The sequence below is a fragment of the Streptomyces sp. NBC_00986 genome, from assembly GCF_045162565.1.
Taxonomy (GTDB): Bacteria; Actinomycetota; Actinomycetes; order Streptomycetales; family Streptomycetaceae; genus Streptomyces.
In genome coordinates this window covers 4,027,473-4,045,460 of record NZ_CP108733.1, presented here as the reverse complement: position 1 = coordinate 4,045,460, position 17,988 = coordinate 4,027,473, and the positions used below count along the sequence as shown (strand labels likewise).

Sequence of the window (17,988 nt, the reverse complement as noted above, 5' to 3'; positions counted from 1 at the left end):
ACTTCTCAGACTTCACCCCTACCGTGCGCACCATGGGTACCAAGACTGTTGACGAGGCCGCGAACGAGGCCACCGAGGTGAAGAGCGACGCGGAGACCGTCGATGTCACCAAGACCGACGAGGAAGTGACCGAGCCGGAAACCGCGGACACCGCGGCCGAAGCCGCCGAGGACGAGGACGACCTCTCCGAGGAGGAGTACGCGGCCGAGCTCGCGAAGCTCCAGCTGGAGCACCCCGAGGAGGGCCCCTCCGGCGTCGGCCAGGGCGCGGCCGCGGTCGTCTCCGCCGCGCTCGGCTTCATCTCGCTCTCCGGCGGCTGGATCGGCACCGTCGCAGGCGCACGCGCGCAGCTCGACGGCCAGCTCCACACCGCGTCCACCGCGAGCGTGGCCACCCAGATCAAGGAGGTCTACGGCACCTCCTGGCACGCCACCGCGATCTGGGCCGGTCTCTTCGCGCTCGTGGCCGCCCTCGTGGGTGTCGGCGCGCTCATCCGGCCCGCGTTCGGCACCCCGGGCAAGCCGCAGGCCACCTGGATCAAGTCGGTCGCCTGGGCGGGCGTCGTGCTCGGCGTCGTAGGCCTGCTGCTGGCCATCCTCAAGTACACCGACGCCCTGCTCGCCCTGCCGTCCGCGACCTGAGTCACCGCAGTTCACCAGGGGTCTTAGGGCCTCCGTAAGCACCTTACGGAGGCCCTAAGACCCCTCACGCATGTCTAAGGCCCGCCCGGCCCCGCAAGATGCGGAACTCTCCCGATGTGGCGGACCCCCCTTGGAGACGAAGGTTGAGGCATCGCAGAAAGCGAAGCCGAAAAACCGCCTCCACCAAGGGACTTGAGATGTACGAGTACGAACTCCACCAGATCCGTTCCGCCGAACTGCGCCGGCAGGCCGCCAACGAGCGGCTGGCCCGCGAGGCCGTGCGCGGCGCCCGTGCCGCCCGCCGCGAGCAGGCCCGCCGGGCCGCCGAGGGGGAGGTGCATACCCAGCGCCCCCGCAGGCACCTGTTCGCCCGCGTCTCGTGACCGTCCGGGCCCGGGAGGACGGCCGTACGGCGCCCGCCCGGCAGGTGCGCGGGGCGCTCCTCCCCGCGGCCGCCCTCCCGAAAACCGGTGCCGCGTTGTCAGACCCGCGTGACATGCTCGCAGGCGTGGAGACCAGGTCCGTCAGTCCGGTCTTCGTCGGCCGTACCGACGAACTGGACACGCTGAACGATGCGCTCGCCCGCGCCGCCGCGGGCGAGCCGCAGGCGTTGCTGCTGGGCGGCGAGGCCGGCGTCGGCAAGACCCGGCTCGTCGAGGAGTTCGCCACCGCCGCCTGCCGCCGGGGCGCAGTCGTCGCGCTCGGCGGCTGTGTCGAGATCGGCGCGGACGGACTGCCCTTCGCCCCGTTCTCCACGGCCCTGCGCGCGCTGCGCCGCGAGCTGCCCGCCGAGCTGTCCGCCGCGGCCGCCGGCCAGGAGGAGGAACTCGCCCGGCTCCTCCCGGAGTTGGCGGAGACGTCCACTCTTCAGCGGGCCGGCCGGCACGACGAGGAGGGCATGGCCCGCCTCTTCGAACTCACCGCGCGCCTCCTGGAGCGCGTCGCCGCCGACCGCACGGTCGTCGTCGCCCTGGAGGACCTGCACTGGGCCGACGCCTCCACCCGCCACCTCCTCGCCTACCTCTTCCGCACCCTGCGCACCGGCCGCCTCGTCGTCCTCGCCACCTACCGCGCCGACGACATCCACCGCCGCCACCCGCTGCGCCCTCTGCTCGCCGAACTCGACCGGCTCCGTACGGTCCGCCGCATCGAACTCGGCCGCTTCAACCGGCAGGAGGTGGGCCGCCAGATCGCCGGCATCCGCGCCGCCGAACCGGACCCCGCCCAGGTCGACGAGATCTTCGAACGCTCCGACGGCAACGCCTTCTTCGTCGAGGAACTCGCCGTCGCCGCCCACGACGGCTGCCGCAGCAACCTCACCGACTCCCTGCGCGACCTGCTCCTCGTCCGCGTCGAGTCGCTGCCCGAGAGCGCCCAGCGGGTCGCCCGGATCGTCGCCGAGGGCGGCTCCACCGTCGAGTACCGGCTGCTCGCCGCCGTCGCCCGGCTCGCCGAGGACGACCTCATCGAGGCGCTGCGGGCCGCCGTCGGCGCCAACATCCTCCAGGCCGCGCCCGGCGACGACGGCTACCGCTTCCGCCACTCCCTGGTCCGCGAGGCCGTCGGAGACGACCTGCTGCCCGGCGAGCGCTCCCGCATCAACCGCCGCTACGCCGAGGTCCTGGAGGCCGACCCGACGCTCGTCCCGGCCGACCAGCGCGTCATGCGGCTTGCGAGCTACTGGTACCACGCCCACGACGCCGCCAAGGCCCTCCCCGCCGTCCTGGACGCCTCCGTCGCCGCCCGCGGCCGGCACGCCCACTCCGAGCAACTACGGCTCCTGGAGCGGGCGATGGAGCTGTGGGACACCGTCCCCGACGCCGTACGCGCGGGACTGCGCCCCGTGGACTACACCGAGGTGTACCCGCCCTGCGGCTGCGACCCCGAGACCGCACCCCTGCGCTACCTCGACCTGATGGCGGAGGCCGCCGTCGCCGGGCGGCTGAGCGGGGAGCGCGAGCGCGCCCTGAAGATCACCAAGCGGGCCCTGCACCTCCTGGAGGACGAGGGGGATCCGCTACGGGCCGCCTGGTTCTGGGTGCAGCGCTCCGTCCTGGTGCGGTCCCAGGCCCGCGGTGACGGCTGGCCGGAACTCGCCGCCGCGCAGGAACTGGTCCGCGGACTGCCGCCCTCCGAGGTGCACGCGGAGGTCCTCGCCAAGGTCGCCGGCTGGTCCATGGTCCATGTGCCGGGACCCGACGCCTATGTGGCCGCCGAGCGCGCGGTCGAGTACGCGCGGATGGTGGGCGCCCGCGAGATCGAGATGGACGCCCGCCTCACCCTGGCGGGCCTCATGGTCGCCTCCGGAGATGTCGAGGGAGGCCTCGCCGAACTGGTCGAGGTGAACGAACGCACAGTCGCCGAGGGCATCTCCATCGTCGCCGGCCGCAGCTATGTGAACCTTCCCTCCTCCCTCCAGACCGTCGGCCGTTCCCGCGAGGCCGTGCCCATCCTGGAGACGGGGCTCGCCTTCGCCAAGAAGTTCGGGCAGTTCGACAAAGAGGCCTGGATCTGGGGAAACCTCGCCGAATCCCTGTTCTCCCTGGGGCGTTGGGACGAGGCCGCCGAGGCGGCGGCCAAGTCGGAGCGCATGGACCAGAGCGCCCCGCCGCGCGGCTTCCGCGCCCGCCTTCGTGCCGAACTCGCGCTCGCCCGCGGCGACTTGGCCGAGACCCGTCGTCAACTGGCCGCCGCCCGCGAGCACTTCGGCACCCATGACGTCGCCCCCCAGCATCATCTGCCCCTGGAGCGGATCGAACTACAGGTCGCCACCGCCGAAGGCCGCCTCCTCGACGCCCGCGCCACCCTCGAACTCGTCCTGGACTCCGGCTTCCGCCCCGGCACCTACTTCGAGGCCTGGCCCCTGCTGGTCACCGCGGCCACCGCCGAGACCCAGGCCGTCGGCCTGCCCGTCGCCGACCCCGGCCGCCCCAAGATCCTCGAACGCATCCGGGAGGCCGCCAAGGCGGTCCCCGCCAACGTCCCCGTCTGGCAGGCCCACGAACGCTGGCTCCGCGCCGAACTCCGGCACGCCGAGGGCCGCTCCACCCCGGACGACTGGTCCGAGGCGGTCGCCGCCTTCGAATGCCTCGACCGCCCTTACGACCTCGCCCGCGTCCGGCACCGGCTCGCCGAAGCGCTGCTGTCCGACCCCGAGGGGGGCGACGACGAGCGGGACCGCGCCACGGAACTGCTCCGCCTGTCCGCCGCCGTCGCCGAGCACCTCGGCGCCCGCCCCCTCGCCGACTCCGTCGCGCTGCTCGCCCAGCGGGCCCGGCTGACCCTCACGAAGGCTCCGGAGCGGCGAGGGGTCTCCGCCGACCCCGTCGAGGCGCTCGGTCTCACCAGCCGTGAGCGGGACGTCCTGCGGCTGGTCTCCGCCGGCCGCACCAACCGGCAGATCGCCGAGGAACTCTTCATCTCGCCGAAGACCGCGAGCGTCCACGTCTCTAACATCCTCGGCAAGCTCGGAGTCTCGGGCCGGGGAGAGGCCGCCGCCGTCGCCCACCGCCTCGAACTGTTCCCGCCCGACCCGCTCACCGCGCGCTCCGCGAGATGAGTCGTACGCTGTATGGACCGGCACAGGGGAGGCGCCGTGTTCAACATGTTCGAGGAGTTGTTCTCACCGGGCCGCAAACACACCCAGGACGAGGCCAACCGACTTGAGCTGACCAGGGTCGACGTCGCGGACGGGGATCCCGGACGCGGTCCGATAGACCTGGAGTCGGGCAAGGTCGTGGTGCGGCTCCGGGAATCGGGGGCGGAAGCCGGTGCTGAATCCGATCCGGGTCCTGAATCCGATCCCGGTCCTGATGCCGATCCCGGTTCTGATGCCGGTTCCGGCTCTGGTTCCGGCGCCGAGCCCGATACCGGTTTCGCTGCCGAGCCCGATTCCAGCCCCCGTCCCGCTGCCGAAGCCGATTCCGGCCGCGAGTCCGGTTCTGGTACCGGGCCCGAGTCCTAGTCCGGTCCGGACGCCGTCCCAGAGCCCGGTCCCGGTCCCGATCGCTGGTCCGCTTCCGGGGCCGCTCCGGACTCCGAGCCCGAGGGCGCTTCCCACCCGGAGTCCGCTCCCGATCCCGGCCTGGATTCCGAGCCTGCTCCGGAGTCAGAGCCGTAGGCAGCTCCCCACCCTGAGTCCGGCCCGGAGTTCACTTCCGAGGCTGCTCCTGGTCCCCGAACCGGAGTCCGAGCTTGCTCCCGCTCTCAGCCCTGCGACCGCTTCCGAGGCCGGTCCCACTCCGGAGTCCGAGCCCCACATCACCCCGACCCGGGAGTTCGCTCCCGACGCCAAGTCCGACCCGAAGCTCGCTTCCGATCCGGAGTCCGCTCCACCGCCCGGGGCCCGCGTCGCCCAAGTCCGCTCCGTCGCCCGGATCCACCTCTCCCAGCCCCGCGTTACCCGGACCTACGTCACCTGAATCTCCAGAATCCGGTCGTCGCCGGACTTAGGCGTGCCCCGGCCGTCCGTGTTGCTGGTGATGAGCCACAGCTTGTCGTCGCCGGCCGAGACGACTGTGCGTAGGCGGCCGTACTCGCCGGTGAGGAAGGCCTGTGGGGCGGCGGATGTCTTGACGCCGTTCAGCGGGATGCGCCACAGGCGTTGGCCCTTGAGGCCCGCCATCCATATGGAGCCCTTGGCGTAGGCGATGCCGCTGGGGGAGGCGTCGTCCGTGTGCCACTGGGTGATCGGGTTGTGGTACTTGGGGTTGTTGCCCTTGCCTTCCGCGTTCGGCCAGCCGTAGTCGTCGCCCGGCGTGATCGCGTTCAGCTCGTCCCAGGTGTCCTGGCCGAACTCCGAGGCGAACAGGCGCTGTTTGGAGTCCCAGGCGAGACCCTGCACATTGCGGTGGCCGTAGGTGTACACCGGCGAGTCCGGGAACGGGTTGCCCGGCGCCGGGTCGCCCTCCGGGGTCAGCCGGAGGATCTTGCCGCCGAGGGATTTCTTGTCCTGGGCGAGGCCCCGCTGACCGCTCTCGCCCGTGCCCGCGTACAGCATGCCGTCCGGGCCGAAGGCGATGCGTCCGCCGTTGTGGATGTAGCCCTTGGGGATGCCCTTGAAGATGGTGTCGGGCGCGCCCAGCTGCTCACCGGCCGGCTTCTTCTCGTCGTACAGCATGCGGGCGATGCGGTTGTCCGAGGCCGTGGTGAAGTACGCGTAGATCATGTGGTCCGAGGCGTAGTCCGGGGAGAGCGCGATGCCGAGGAGGCCGCCCTCGCCGGCCGCGGAGACCCCGGACACCTCGCCCAGCTCGGTCTTCTTGCCGGTCTTCTCGTCGATCCGGGTGATCGTGCCGTCGTCGCGGGAGGACACGAGGAGGTTCCCGTCGGGCAGCGGGGCGAGGCCCCAGGGCGACTTCAGGCCCTCGGTGACCGTACGCAGCACCTTCACGGTGCCCTTGGCGGGCGGGGTCTGCTCGGAGGGCGCGGCGCCCGTTGTCGTACCGCCGGACGACGTACCGGACGACGCACTCGTGCCGTCGCCCGGGGATCCGCCCCCGTCGGAGGAGCAGCCGGCCGTCAGCAGGAGCGCGGTCACGGCCAGGGCGGCCGACACGACTCGACGTTGCACGATCAGGTCCTTTCGACGGGCGGGTTCTACTTTTCATACACCGCTCGCGCCGCCCGGGTTCCCGATCACCGCGCACCGACGCACGATCGAGCCGCCGAGTGCGAGAAGGCTGGCGGCGCTCATCCTCAAGCTCCCCGCATCCTCGGTCCCGGGACCTCAGCGTCTTCGGCGACCCCGCACTCTCGGTCCCGGGACGTCAGCGTCTTCGGCGACCCCGCATCCTCGGTCCCGGGACGTCAGCGTCTTCGGCGACCCGCACTCTCGGTCCCGGGACGTCAGTGTCTTCGGCGACCCGCACTCTCGGTCCCGGGACGTCAGTGTCTTCGGCGACCCGCACTCTCGGTCCCGGGACGTCAGCGTCTTCGGCGATTCCGCATTCTCGGTCCCGGGACGTCAGCGTCTTCGGCGATTCCGCATTCTCGGTCCCGGGACGTCAGCGTCTTCGGCGACCCCGCACTCTCGGTCCCAGGACCCCAACATCTCCAGCACCCTCACCCCCTCAGCCCCGGGACCTCAGCGCCTCCGGCACCCTCACCCCCTCAGCCCCGGGACCTCAGCGCCTCCGGCACCCTCACCCCCTCAGCCCCGGGACCTCAGCGCCTCCGGCAACCCCACCCCCTCAGTCCCAGGACCCCAACGCCCCCGGCAACCCCGCCACCTCCGCAAGATCCTCCCCCGTCAACCGCAACCCCGCCGCCCCCGCGTTCTCCGCCACCCACCGCTCCCGCTTCGTGCCCGGTACCGCCACCACATGCGCCCCCTGCGCCAGCACCCACGCCAGGGCGACCTGCGCCGGGGTCACCTCCGGGCCGTGGCGGCGGGCCACCCGGCGCAGGCCGGCGACGATCGGCTGGTTCGCGGCGGTCATCTCGGCGGTGAAGCGGGGGTGGCGGGCGCGGATGTCGTCCGGTTCGAAGCCCTCGCCCGGGGTGAGGGTGCCGGTGAGGAAGCCGTTGCCCAGGGGCATCGCCGCCAAGAAGCCGACGCCGCGTGCCGCGCACCACGGCAGCAGCGCGTCCAGGGCCTCTGACGACCACACCGACAACTCCGCCTGCACCGCAGTCACCGGGAACACCTGCTGCACGCGCTGGAGTTGGCGGATCGTTCCGTCATGGAGGCGTGCCCCGGGGCGGCGGGCGGAGCGGGCGCCTACCGCGCACATGCCCAACGCCCGTACTTTTCCGGCCTGTACGAGATCCGCCATGGCGCCCCAGGTCTCCTCGACGGGAATCTCCGGGTCGGCGCGGTGGAGTTGGTAGAGGTCGATCACGTCCGTCTGGAGCCGGCGCAGCGACGCGTCGCACGCGCGTTTCACATAGCCGGGGCGGCCGTTGGCCACGATGTGCTGTTCGCCGACCAGCAGGCCGACCTTGGTCGACACGAACGCGTCAGCGCGCCGCTCCTTCAACACCCGCCCCAGCAACAGCTCGTTGGTGAACGGGCCGTACATGTCGGCGGTGTCCAGCAGCGTCACACCCAGATCGAGCGCCCGGTGCACGGCCCTGACCGACTCGTCGCCCCGCCGCCGCGAGCCGCTGTAGGCCCAGTGCATCGGCATGCAGCCGAGTCCGACGGCCCCCATCGCGAGCGCCCCCGCGCCGATCGTCCTGCGCTCCACCTGCTCGTGACCCTCTCTCTCCCGGCACACCAACCTAGCCGCTACGCGCGCGTGGCCCTGACATAGCCTCCTGACCATGACCAACGACGTATGGCTGCCCATCCCCCCGGAGGAGATCGAAGGGCTCCCCGAGGGGCCCGACTACCTGTTCTGGGACGGGGGCGAGGACGGCGATCAGGAGTTCCCCGGTGATCCTGCGGACTGTGTTCTCTACGTAGTGCCGTACATGAAGCGTCATCCCGTGAAGACGCGGCCCCTGGAGCAGATGCGGAATCTCCAGGTCATCCAGACGCTCACCGCCGGCATCGACGACATGACCGCGAGCCTCTCGTCGATCGTCCCGGGGGTGCGGCTCTGCAACGCGCGCGGAGTGCACGAGGCGAGCACCGCCGAGCTCGCGCTGGCGCTGACGCTCGCCTCGTTGCGCGGTATCCCGGGGTTCGTGCGGGCGCAGCAACAGGAGCACTGGCAGGGGGACTTCCACCCGGCGCTCGCCGACCGGTCCGTCCTCATCGTCGGCTACGGGGCGATCGGGTCCGCCATCGAGGACCGGCTCACTCCCTTCGAGCTCGCGCGGGTGGCGCGGGTGGCGCGCTCCGCGCGTGCCACCGCGCGCGGGCCGGTGCATCCACTCGCCGAACTGCCCGCCCTGCTCCCGGACATGGATGTCGTCATCCTCTCCACGCCGCTCAACGAGGACACCCGTCACCTCGTCGACGCCGAGTTCCTGGCCCGGATGAAGGACGGTGCGCTGCTGGTCAATGTGGCCCGCGGTCCCGTCGTCGACACGAAGGCGCTGCTCGCGGAGCTGGAAACCGGCCGTATCACCGCGGCGTTGGACGTCACCGACCCCGAACCCCTGCCCCAGGGACACCCGTTGTGGCACGCGCCCGGCGTGCTGATCAGTCCCCATGTCGGCGGGCCCACCTCGGCGTTCCTGCCGCGTGCGAAGCGTCTGGTTGTCGACCAGTTGGGACGATTCGTGAACCGGCAGCCCTTGCGCAACGTGATCCTTACGACAGGCGAGACAGGAAAGTCGGGGAAGTCGGGGAACTAGCCGCAACAGGCGGGTAGTCCGCTTCCAGCACCCTCCGCAACCTTTCGGAAGCGGGGCGTGCGCACATCTCCGCTGGTCGTTACGGAGCGTAGAGGAACTATGTCCCTGAGTGACGAGACTGGTGTATCGTCCCGGCAGGGGCTGCGCCGCGCACCGTTCGGCGCCGGGGATGGACATTTCAGACTGTGAGGGGGGCGACGGGCGATGCACGGCCTATGGACGAGCGATCCGACGCGGCGGGGCCGCCGACGGCGACCCTGGCGCACCGCCGCGCGCAGCCGCGGCCATCACGCCAACCACTGCGCCCACGGCGGACATGGCGGCCGCGGCGGACATCACAGCAGCCACAGTCATCACCACCGCAGGCCCAACAGCCGCCGCAGGCAAGCTCATCCAGCGCACCGGGGCCCGCGGGACCCGGGAGCGACGCGGACCGGGAGGGCCCGGTGAGTTCGCCACCGTCTCCGACGACCACCCTCAACGGGGCGCTCCGGGACCGGACTTCACCCGGAGCGCGGCAGCCACGACCGCCGGAGAACGGCGGCAAGTGGAGCCTGGTCCAGCAACTCGTCCTGGCCCTGGTCTGCGCGGGATACGCCGTCGGTTCCGCGCTCGACTGGGGGTCGGCCCAAGTCGCCCTGATCATGGGCGACTTCGGGCTCAGCGCGGCAGCCGGTACCGCCGCCGTCTCGTGCTTCCTCTACGCGCGAAGCCGCCGTATCCGCTTTCGACCGGCCTGGCTGCTGTTCTCGCTCTCCTCGGCGATGGCGGCACTGGGCAACGGAGTCTGGGGATGGTACGAGGTCGTGCTCGAACGACCCGTGCCCAGCCCCAGTTTCGCCGATCTGTTCTTCCTGTGCTTCGCGCCGCCCGCCATCGTCGGGCTCCTCGTCCTCGCCAAAAGGCCTGTCACGAAGGCCGGTTGGGTCTGTCTGGCCCTTGACGCCTGGCTGATCGGCGGCTCGCTGCTCACGCTGTCCTGGAGCCTCGCGCTCGCCCAGGCCGCCAAGTTCGACGGGCCGAGCGTGGCCCACACGGCGCTGTCGCTGGCGTACCCGCTGCTCGACATCGCGCTGGTCAGCATGGTGCTCGCGCTGCACTTCCGGCGCTCCTCGGTCAACCGCACCGCGGTGAACACCGCGATCGGCGCGCTGGCCCTGACGGTGATGTGCGACGCCCTGTTCACCTCGCCGCTGCTCCACAACAACTACCACTCGGGCCAGTTGCTCGACGCGGGCTGGTTCGCCGGCTCACTGCTCCTCGCGTACGCACCGTGGGCCACGCCCCGGCACACCCACCCCGAGGACGACGGGCACACGCGCGTGGTGCACGAGCACCGGCCCGGGCAGCGCACCGGCGTCCCGCCGCAGGCCTCCGCGCCCGGCGTCGATCACGGACGGTATCCGGCCACCCGGCCCATCGCGGGTTCGCTGGCCGCGCTCACCCCGTATCTCGCCGCCGCCGTCTGCACGTTGGGGGTTCTCTACAATGTCCTCAACGGCCGCAGCCCCGACCGTGTGGTTCTCATCACCGCGGGCTGCGTGGTGCTCGCCCTCGTGGTGCGCCAGGGCATCATGCTGCTCGACAACATCACCCTCACCCAGGAGCTGGCGCAGAAGGAGAACCACTTCCGCTCCCTGGTGCAGGGCTCGAGCGACGTCATCATGATCGCCGCCCCGAACGGCATCCTCCGCTACGTCTCCCCGGCCGCCGCCGGTGTCTACGGCAAGGCCGCGGAGGAACTGGTCGGGACCGAACTGGCCTCGCTCATCCACCCGGAGGACCTCGGCTGCGTGGTGCACGAGGTGCGCCGCTTCCTCACCGCCAGCCCCTTTGAGGAGTCCACCACCCGTATCGAGTGCCGTTTCCGCTCCGGCGACAACGGCTGGCTCAATGTCGAGTCCACGGTCAACCGCCACCACGGCGGACTCATCTTCAACAGCCGGGACGTGACCGAACGGGTGCGCCTCCAGGCGCAGTTGCAGCACAACGCCGAGCACGACCCGCTCACCGACCTGCCCAACCGCGCGCTGTTCACCAAGCGCGTCCAGCAGGCCCTGTCCGGCCGCCGCTCCACCGACCGCGGCACGGCCGTCCTCTTCATCGACCTCGACGGCTTCAAGGCCGTCAACGACACCATCGGCCACCAGGCAGGGGACGAACTCCTCATCCAGGCCGCCCGCAGACTCGACGGCGCGGTCCGGCACGGCGACACCGCGTCCCGGCTCGGCGGCGACGAGTTCGCGGCCCTGATCGTCGGCGACGGCACCCGGGACCGTACCGCCCGCGAGCGGCACATCATGGAGCTCGCCGACCGCCTGAGAGTCACCCTGTCCCAGCCGTACCTCATCGACGGCAACGATGTCCGCGTCGCCGCCTCCATCGGCGTCGCCTTCGCCGAACCGGGCCTCGGCGCGGGGGAGTTGCTGCGCAACGCGGACCTCGCGATGTACCGCGCCAAGGGGGCGGGCAAGGGCCGCGTCGAGTTGTACGCCCCGCAGATGCAGCAGGACGTCGTACGGAAGGCGGAGCTGGCCACGCGGCTGCGGGCGGCGCTGCACGACGGCGAGTTCGCGCTGCTGCACCAGCCCGTGGTGTCCCTGGTGGACGGCCGGATCGCGTCGGTCTCCACGCAGGCGCGCTGGCGGTCCTCGCAAGGAGTGCTGTTCACGCCGGCCGAGTTCCTGCGGGTGGCCGAGGACAGCGACAAGACCGCCGAGCTGGGCCGCTGGATGCTGGAGGAGGCCGTGGAGCAGGCCGCCGAGCGGACCGCGACCGGGCTCGCCGTGTCCGTCGCCGTACGGATAAGCGCCCGGCGGCTGCTGGACAAGTCGATGCCGCTCGGCTCGATCGAGGCGCTGCTGACCCGGCACGGGCTGCCGTCCGGTTCGCTGGTGATCGAGCTGTCCGACACCGACCCGCGGACCTCCCTGGACGAGCTGGAGCGCCGGCTGACCGCGCTGCGGCGGCTCGGCGTCCGGATCGCCCTCGATGGCTTCGGCAGCGGCTACGCGGCCATCACGACGCTACGGCGGCTGCCCGTCGACGTACTGAAACTGGACCGCAGTCTGGTCGAGGGCGTCGTCGAGTCCGCGCGGCTGCACAAGATCACCAGCGGGCTGCTGCGGATCGCCTGCGATCTCGGGCTGCAGTCCGTGGCCGACGGCGTCGATCTGCCCGAACAGGTCGTCGCCCTGCGCGCGATGGGCTGTACGCACGGGCAGGGCATGGCCTTCTCCGCGCCGCTGGACGAGTACCGGCTGCGCCGGGCCCTGTCGCGCGGTCACTATCCGGTGCCGCACGGCCCGGCCGAGCCCGCGTTCGCGGGGGGCGCGAGAGAACTGCAGGGGCGCGTCGGTGTCGAGGGTGCGAGCGCGCGGAGGCCCGAAGGGCTGAGCACGGTCACCGGTGGTGTGCCCGCGGTTTTCGGGGGTGGAACGGCCCTCCGTTCACATAATGAGACTCCCGTCCCACCCACTTGACAGTGGATGCGTGCCGGGGGGAGGGTCAATGCCATGCGCACCCGAATTCTCGTACTTGGAAAGCGCGTCGGCTGAAGCTGGTGACGTCCGGACGGACCCGGAACTTCCAGCGACCGCACCCGGCGCGCTCCCCTCGCTTGCCTCACGGCACGAGGGGTTTTTTGTTGCACAGGATCCAGTCGTGCAGCAGTAGAACCCCGCACAAACCTCGCAAAAACCCTCAGCATCGAGAAGAGAATGACGATGACCGAGCAGGCCACCGGGGCCCATCCGCAGCCGCGGCCCCGATCCGGAGGACAGCAGTCCGCCCCCGAGCACGTTACGGGCGCGCAGTCTCTCATCCGCTCTCTTGAGGAAGTCGGGGCCGACACGGTATTCGGCATCCCCGGGGGCACGATCCTGCCGGCGTACGACCCGCTGATGGACTCCACGCGAGTGCGCCACGTGCTGGTCCGCCACGAGCAGGGCGCGGGCCACGCGGCCACCGGTTACGCGCAGGCCACCGGCAAGGTCGGGGTGTGCATGGCGACCTCCGGACCGGGCGCCACCAACCTGGTCACCCCCATCGCGGACGCGAACATGGACTCCGTGCCGCTGGTCGCGATCACCGGGCAGGTCGTGTCCGCCGCGATCGGCACGGACGCCTTCCAGGAGGCGGACATCGTCGGCATCACCATGCCGATCACCAAGCACAGCTTCCTGGTCACCAAGGCGGAGGACATCCCCCGGGCGATCGCGCAGGCGTTCCACATCGCCTCCACCGGCCGTCCGGGCCCGGTTCTGGTCGACATCCCCAAGGACATCCTCCAGGCGAAGACCACCTTCTCCTGGCCGCCGGTCATGGACCTGCCCGGCTACCGCCCGGTGACCAAGCCGCACGCCAAGCAGATCCGCGAGGCCGCGAAGCTGATCACCGCCGCGAAGCGGCCCGTCCTCTACGTCGGCGGCGGTGTCCTCAAGGCCCACGCCACCGCCGAGCTGAAGGTCCTCGCAGAACTCACCGGAGCGCCCGTCACCACCACCCTGATGGCGCTCGGCGCATTCCCCGACAGTCACGAGCTGCACGTGGGAATGCCGGGCATGCACGGTGCGGTCACCGCCGTCACCGCGCTGCAGAAGGCCGACCTGATCGTCGCCCTCGGAGCCCGCTTCGACGACCGCGTCACCGGCAAGCTGGACAGCTTCGCCCCGTACGCCAAGATCGTCCACGCCGACATCGACCCGGCCGAGATCGGCAAGAACCGCGCCGCCGACGTGCCGATCGTCGGGGACGCCCGCGAGGTCATCGCCGACCTCGTCCAGGCCGTCCAGAAGGAGCACAGCGAGGGGCACACCGGCGACTACAGCGCCTGGTGGAACGACCTCAACCGCTGGCGCGAGACGTACCCGCTCGGCTACGAGCAGCCCGACAACGGCTCGCTCTCCCCGCAGCAGGTCATCGAGCGCATCGGCCAACTCGCCCCGGAGGGAACCATCTTCGCGGCGGGCGTCGGCCAGCACCAGATGTGGGCCGCGCACTACATCCAGTACGAGAAGCCCGCGACCTGGCTCAACTCCGGTGGCGCCGGGACGATGGGCTACGCGGTCCCGGCCGCGATGGGCGCCAAGGCGGGCGCGCCGGACCAGACGGTCTGGGCGGTCGACGGCGACGGCTGCTTCCAGATGACCAATCAGGAACTCACCACCTGCGCCCTGAACAACATCCCGATCAAGGTCGCCATCATCAACAACGGCGCCCTCGGCATGGTCCGCCAGTGGCAGACCCTGTTCTACAACCAGCGCTACTCCAACACCGTGCTGCACAGCGGCCCGGAGGCGGACGGCAAGCAGCCGAGCGCCGGGACGCGCATCCCCGACTTCGTCAAGTTGTCGGAGGCGATGGGCTGTTACGCGATCCGCTGCGAGTCCCCCGACGACCTGGACAAGGTCATCGAGGAGGCGAACTCGATCAACGACCGCCCCGTCGTGGTCGACTTCATCGTCCACGAGGACGCCATGGTGTGGCCGATGGTCGCGGCCGGCACCTCGAACGACGAGGTCATGTTCGCCCGGGACGTCCGCCCCGACTTCGGCGACAACGAAGACGACTGAGCGAGAGAGACGAAAGAGAAATGTCCAAGCACACGCTCTCCGTCCTGGTGGAGAACAAGCCGGGTGTCCTCGCCCGGATCACCGCCCTGTTCTCCCGGCGCGGCTTCAACATCGACTCCCTCGCGGTCGGCGTCACCGAACACCCCGACATCTCCCGCATCACGATCGTGGTGAACGTGATCGAGGCACTCCCGCTCGAACAGGTCACCAAGCAGCTCAACAAGCTCGTCAACGTGCTGAAGATCGTCGAGCTGGAGGCCGGATCGGCCGTTCAGCGCGAACTCGTTCTGGTGAAGGTGCGCGCCGACAACGAGACGCGCTCCCAGATCGTCGAGATCGTCCAGCTCTTCCGCGCCAAGACGGTCGACGTCTCCCCGGAGGCCGTCACCATCGAGGCCACGGGGAGCAGCGACAAGCTGTCCGCGATGCTCAAGATGCTGGAGCCGTACGGCATCAAGGAGCTGGTCCAGTCCGGCACGATCGCCATCGGCCGCGGCGCCCGCTCCATCACCGACCGCTCGCTGCGCGCGCTGGACCGCTCCGCGTAGAGCCGGGTGCGGGCGGCCCCGGTCGCCCGCATTCCGAGACCCCCGAACTTCGATTCCCACCGCCGTCATACGGTGGGACGCAACACCTGCACTCCAAGGAGAGAACCCAAAGTGGCCGAGCTGTTCTACGACGCCGACGCCGACCTGTCCATCATCCAGGGCCGCAAGGTCGCGGTCATCGGCTACGGCAGCCAGGGCCACGCCCACGCGCTGTCGCTCCGTGACTCCGGCGTCGACGTGCGCGTCGGTCTGCACGAGGGCTCCAAGTCCAAGGCGAAGGCCGAGGAGCAGGGCCTGCGCGTGGTGACGCCCTCCGAGGCCGCCGCCGAGGCCGACGTCATCATGATCCTCGTGCCGGACCCGATCCAGGCCCAGGTCTACGAGGAGTCCATCAAGGACAACCTCAAGGACGGCGACGCGCTGTTCTTCGGCCACGGCCTGAACATCCGCTTCGACTTCATCAAGCCGCCGGCCGGCGTCGACGTCTGCATGGTCGCCCCCAAGGGCCCGGGCCACCTCGTCCGCCGCCAGTACGAGGAGGGCCGCGGCGTTCCGTGTATCGCGGCCGTCGAGCAGGACGCGACCGGCAACGGCTTCGCGCTCGCGCTGTCGTACGCGAAGGGCATCGGCGGCACCCGCGCCGGCGTCATCAAGACGACCTTCACCGAGGAGACCGAGACCGACCTGTTCGGTGAGCAGGCCGTTCTCTGCGGTGGTACGGCCGCGCTGGTCAAGGCCGGTTTCGAGACGCTGACCGAGGCCGGTTACCAGCCCGAGATCGCGTACTTCGAGTGCCTCCACGAGCTGAAGCTCATCGTCGACCTCATGTACGAGGGCGGCCTGGAGAAGATGCGCTGGTCGATCTCCGAGACCGCCGAGTGGGGCGACTACGTCACCGGCCCGCGGATCATCACGGACGAGACCAAGGCCACGATGAAGCAGGTCCTCGCCGAGATCCAGGACGGCACCTTCGCCCGTGAGTGGATGGCCGAGTACCACGGTGGCCTGAAGAAGTACAACGAGTACAAGCAGAAGGACGCCGAGTCCCTGCTGGAGACGACCGGCAAGCAGCTCCGCAAGCTGATGAGCTGGGTCGACGAAGAGGCGTAAGTCCTGAGGCCGAGGGGCCGGAGCGAGTGCTCCGGCCCCTTTGTCCAACCCGTCCAGCCTCGGACGGGTGATCCTTCCGCAGAGGCGTAAGACGACTGTCGGAGCGCCACTACACTGCCGTACTAATACGCGTCAGGCCCACAGCGTCGTGCGTCTCCGCGGCTAGCCCCTCCACCGCCTGCGGCCGTCGGGACGGCCGTCCGCACGCAATGGACTTGTGAGGACTCACGTGAGCTCGAAACCTGTCGTACTCATCGCTGAAGAGCTGTCGCCCGCGACGGTGGACGCCCTCGGCCCGGACTTCGAGATCCGGCACTGCAACGGCGCCGACCGGGGCGAGCTGCTCCCCGCGATCGCCGACGTCGACGCGATCCTGATCCGCTCGGCCACCAAGGTCGACGCCGAAGCGGTCGCCGCCGCACGGAAGTTGAAGGTCGTCGCACGAGCCGGCGTCGGCCTCGACAACGTCGACGTCTCCGCCGCCACCAAGGCCGGCGTGATGGTCGTCAACGCGCCCACCTCGAACATCGTCACCGCCGCCGAGCTGGCCTGCGGTCTGCTGCTGGCGACCGCACGCCACATCCCGCAGGCCAACGCCGCGCTGAAGAACGGCGAGTGGAAGCGCAGCAAGTACACGGGCGTCGAGCTCGCCGAGAAGACCCTCGGCGTCGTCGGCCTCGGCCGCATCGGCGCGCTGGTCGCGCAGCGCATGTCCGCGTTCGGCATGAAGGTCGTCGCCTACGACCCCTACGTCCAGCCTGCACGGGCCGCGCAGATGGGCGTGAAGGTCCTGTCGCTGGACGAGCTGCTCGAGGTCTCCGACTTCATCACCGTGCACCTGCCGAAGACCCCGGAGACGGTCGGTCTGATCGGCGACGAGGCGCTGCGCAAGGTCAAGCCGACCGTGCGCATCGTCAACGCCGCGCGTGGCGGGATCGTCGACGAGGCGGCGCTGTACTCCGCGCTCAAGGAGGGCCGCGTCGCCGGTGCCGGCCTCGACGTGTACGCGAAGGAGCCCTGCACGGACTCCCCGCTGTTCGAGTTCGACCAGGTCGTCTCCACCCCGCACCTCGGCGCCTCCACGGACGAGGCCCAGGAGAAGGCCGGCGTCTCCGTCGCCAGGTCGGTGCGCCTCGCCCTCGCCGGTGAGCTCGTCCCCGACGCGGTGAACGTCCAGGGCGGCGTCATCGCCGAGGACGTCAAGCCGGGCCTGCCCCTCGCCGAGAAGCTCGGCCGCATCTTCACCGCCCTCGCGGGCGAGGTCGCGGTCCGCCTCGACGTCGAGGTCTACGGCGAGATCACCCAGCACGACGTCAAGGTGCTCGAACTCTCCGCGCTCAAGGGCGTGTTCGAGGACGTCGTCGCCGAGACGGTGTCGTACGTGAACGCTCCGCTGTTCGCGCAGGAGCGGGGTGTCGAGGTACGCCTGACGACCAGCTCGGAGTCCGCCGACCACCGCAACGTCGTCACCGTGCGCGGCACGCTCGGCAGCGGCGAGGAGGTCTCGGTCTCCGGCACGCTCGCCGGCCCCAAGAACCTGCAGAAGATCGTCGCGGTCGGGGACTACGACGTCGACCTCGCGCTCGCCGACCACATGGTGGTGCTGCGGTACGAGGACCGTCCCGGGGTCGTCGGCACGGTCGGCCGCGTCTTCGGCGAGGCCGGGATCAACATCGCCGGGATGCAGGTGTCGCGGTCGGTCGCGGGCGGCGAGGCGTTGGCCGTGCTGACGGTTGACGACACGGTTGCCGCGAATGTGCTGGCGGAGGTGGCCGAGGAGATCGGCGCGACGTCGGCTCGTTCCGTGAACCTGGTCTGAGATTTCGCAGGAACGCCGGGTGGGTTGAGGAGATGATCCTCAACCCGCCC

The 17,988-nt window shown here is 70.6% G+C and carries 12 protein-coding genes; 10 read left to right on the top strand and 2 right to left on the bottom strand.

The window, feature by feature from the left end; all coding sequences use genetic code 11:
* The first annotated feature begins 32 nt into the window (after window positions 1-32).
* From OG504_RS17310 to OG504_RS17295, 4 genes are all read left to right on the top strand, one after another.
* Window positions 33-641 carry a hypothetical protein gene (locus tag OG504_RS17310; protein ID WP_405990630.1) on the top strand — a complete coding sequence of 203 codons (609 nt, stop codon included), beginning with the start codon at window positions 33-35 and terminating at the stop codon, window positions 639-641.
* A 197-nt stretch (window positions 642-838) separates the two neighbouring features.
* Window positions 839-1,024, top strand: a complete 186-nt coding sequence (locus OG504_RS17305) for a hypothetical protein (RefSeq protein WP_393759240.1) — start codon at window positions 839-841, stop codon at window positions 1,022-1,024.
* Between the two features lie 113 nt (window positions 1,025-1,137).
* Window positions 1,138-4,200 carry an AAA family ATPase gene (locus tag OG504_RS17300; RefSeq protein WP_405996357.1) on the top strand — a complete coding sequence of 1,021 codons (3,063 nt, stop codon included), beginning with the start codon at window positions 1,138-1,140 and terminating at the stop codon, window positions 4,198-4,200.
* Window positions 4,201-4,245: 45 nt separating this feature from the next.
* Window positions 4,246-4,605, top strand: a complete 360-nt coding sequence (locus OG504_RS17295) for a DUF6191 domain-containing protein (protein WP_405996356.1) — start codon at window positions 4,246-4,248, stop codon at window positions 4,603-4,605.
* 444 nt (window positions 4,606-5,049) lie between these two features.
* On the opposite strand, the gene OG504_RS17290 is transcribed toward OG504_RS17295, so the two are convergent.
* Both OG504_RS17290 and OG504_RS17285 read right to left on the bottom strand, forming a co-directional pair.
* Complete coding sequence (locus OG504_RS17290) at window positions 5,050-6,198, bottom strand: PQQ-dependent sugar dehydrogenase (RefSeq protein WP_405996355.1); 1,149 nt, start codon at window positions 6,196-6,198, stop codon at window positions 5,050-5,052.
* A gap of 634 nt (window positions 6,199-6,832) precedes the next feature.
* Window positions 6,833-7,831, bottom strand: coding sequence for an aldo/keto reductase (locus OG504_RS17285; protein WP_405990629.1), 999 nt, complete (start codon window positions 7,829-7,831; stop codon window positions 6,833-6,835).
* 76 nt (window positions 7,832-7,907) lie between these two features.
* Between OG504_RS17285 and OG504_RS17280 the strand changes: the two genes are divergently transcribed.
* The 6 genes from OG504_RS17280 to serA all read left to right on the top strand — a co-directional run bounded on the left by OG504_RS17280 (window position 7,908) and on the right by serA (window position 17,938).
* The gene (locus tag OG504_RS17280) at window positions 7,908-8,888 is read left to right on the top strand and encodes a 2-hydroxyacid dehydrogenase (protein WP_405990628.1); all 981 of its coding nucleotides are present in this window, start codon (window positions 7,908-7,910) and stop codon (window positions 8,886-8,888) included.
* 446 nt (window positions 8,889-9,334) lie between these two features.
* Window positions 9,335-12,370 carry a putative bifunctional diguanylate cyclase/phosphodiesterase gene (locus tag OG504_RS17275; RefSeq protein ID WP_405990627.1) on the top strand — a complete coding sequence of 1,012 codons (3,036 nt, stop codon included), beginning with the start codon at window positions 9,335-9,337 and terminating at the stop codon, window positions 12,368-12,370.
* 243 nt (window positions 12,371-12,613) lie between these two features.
* Complete coding sequence (locus OG504_RS17270; protein ID WP_405990626.1) at window positions 12,614-14,461, top strand: acetolactate synthase large subunit; 1,848 nt, start codon at window positions 12,614-12,616, stop codon at window positions 14,459-14,461.
* Between the two features lie 20 nt (window positions 14,462-14,481).
* A complete protein-coding gene (gene ilvN / locus OG504_RS17265) occupies window positions 14,482-15,009 on the top strand; it encodes an acetolactate synthase small subunit (RefSeq protein WP_033282732.1) in 528 nt (175 codons plus the stop codon).
* A 111-nt stretch (window positions 15,010-15,120) separates the two neighbouring features.
* Complete coding sequence (gene ilvC, locus OG504_RS17260; RefSeq protein ID WP_019068660.1) at window positions 15,121-16,119, top strand: ketol-acid reductoisomerase; 999 nt, start codon at window positions 15,121-15,123, stop codon at window positions 16,117-16,119.
* Window positions 16,120-16,348: 229 nt separating this feature from the next.
* Complete coding sequence (serA, locus tag OG504_RS17255) at window positions 16,349-17,938, top strand: phosphoglycerate dehydrogenase (RefSeq protein WP_405990625.1); 1,590 nt, start codon at window positions 16,349-16,351, stop codon at window positions 17,936-17,938.
* Window positions 17,939-17,988 lie beyond the last annotated feature (50 nt).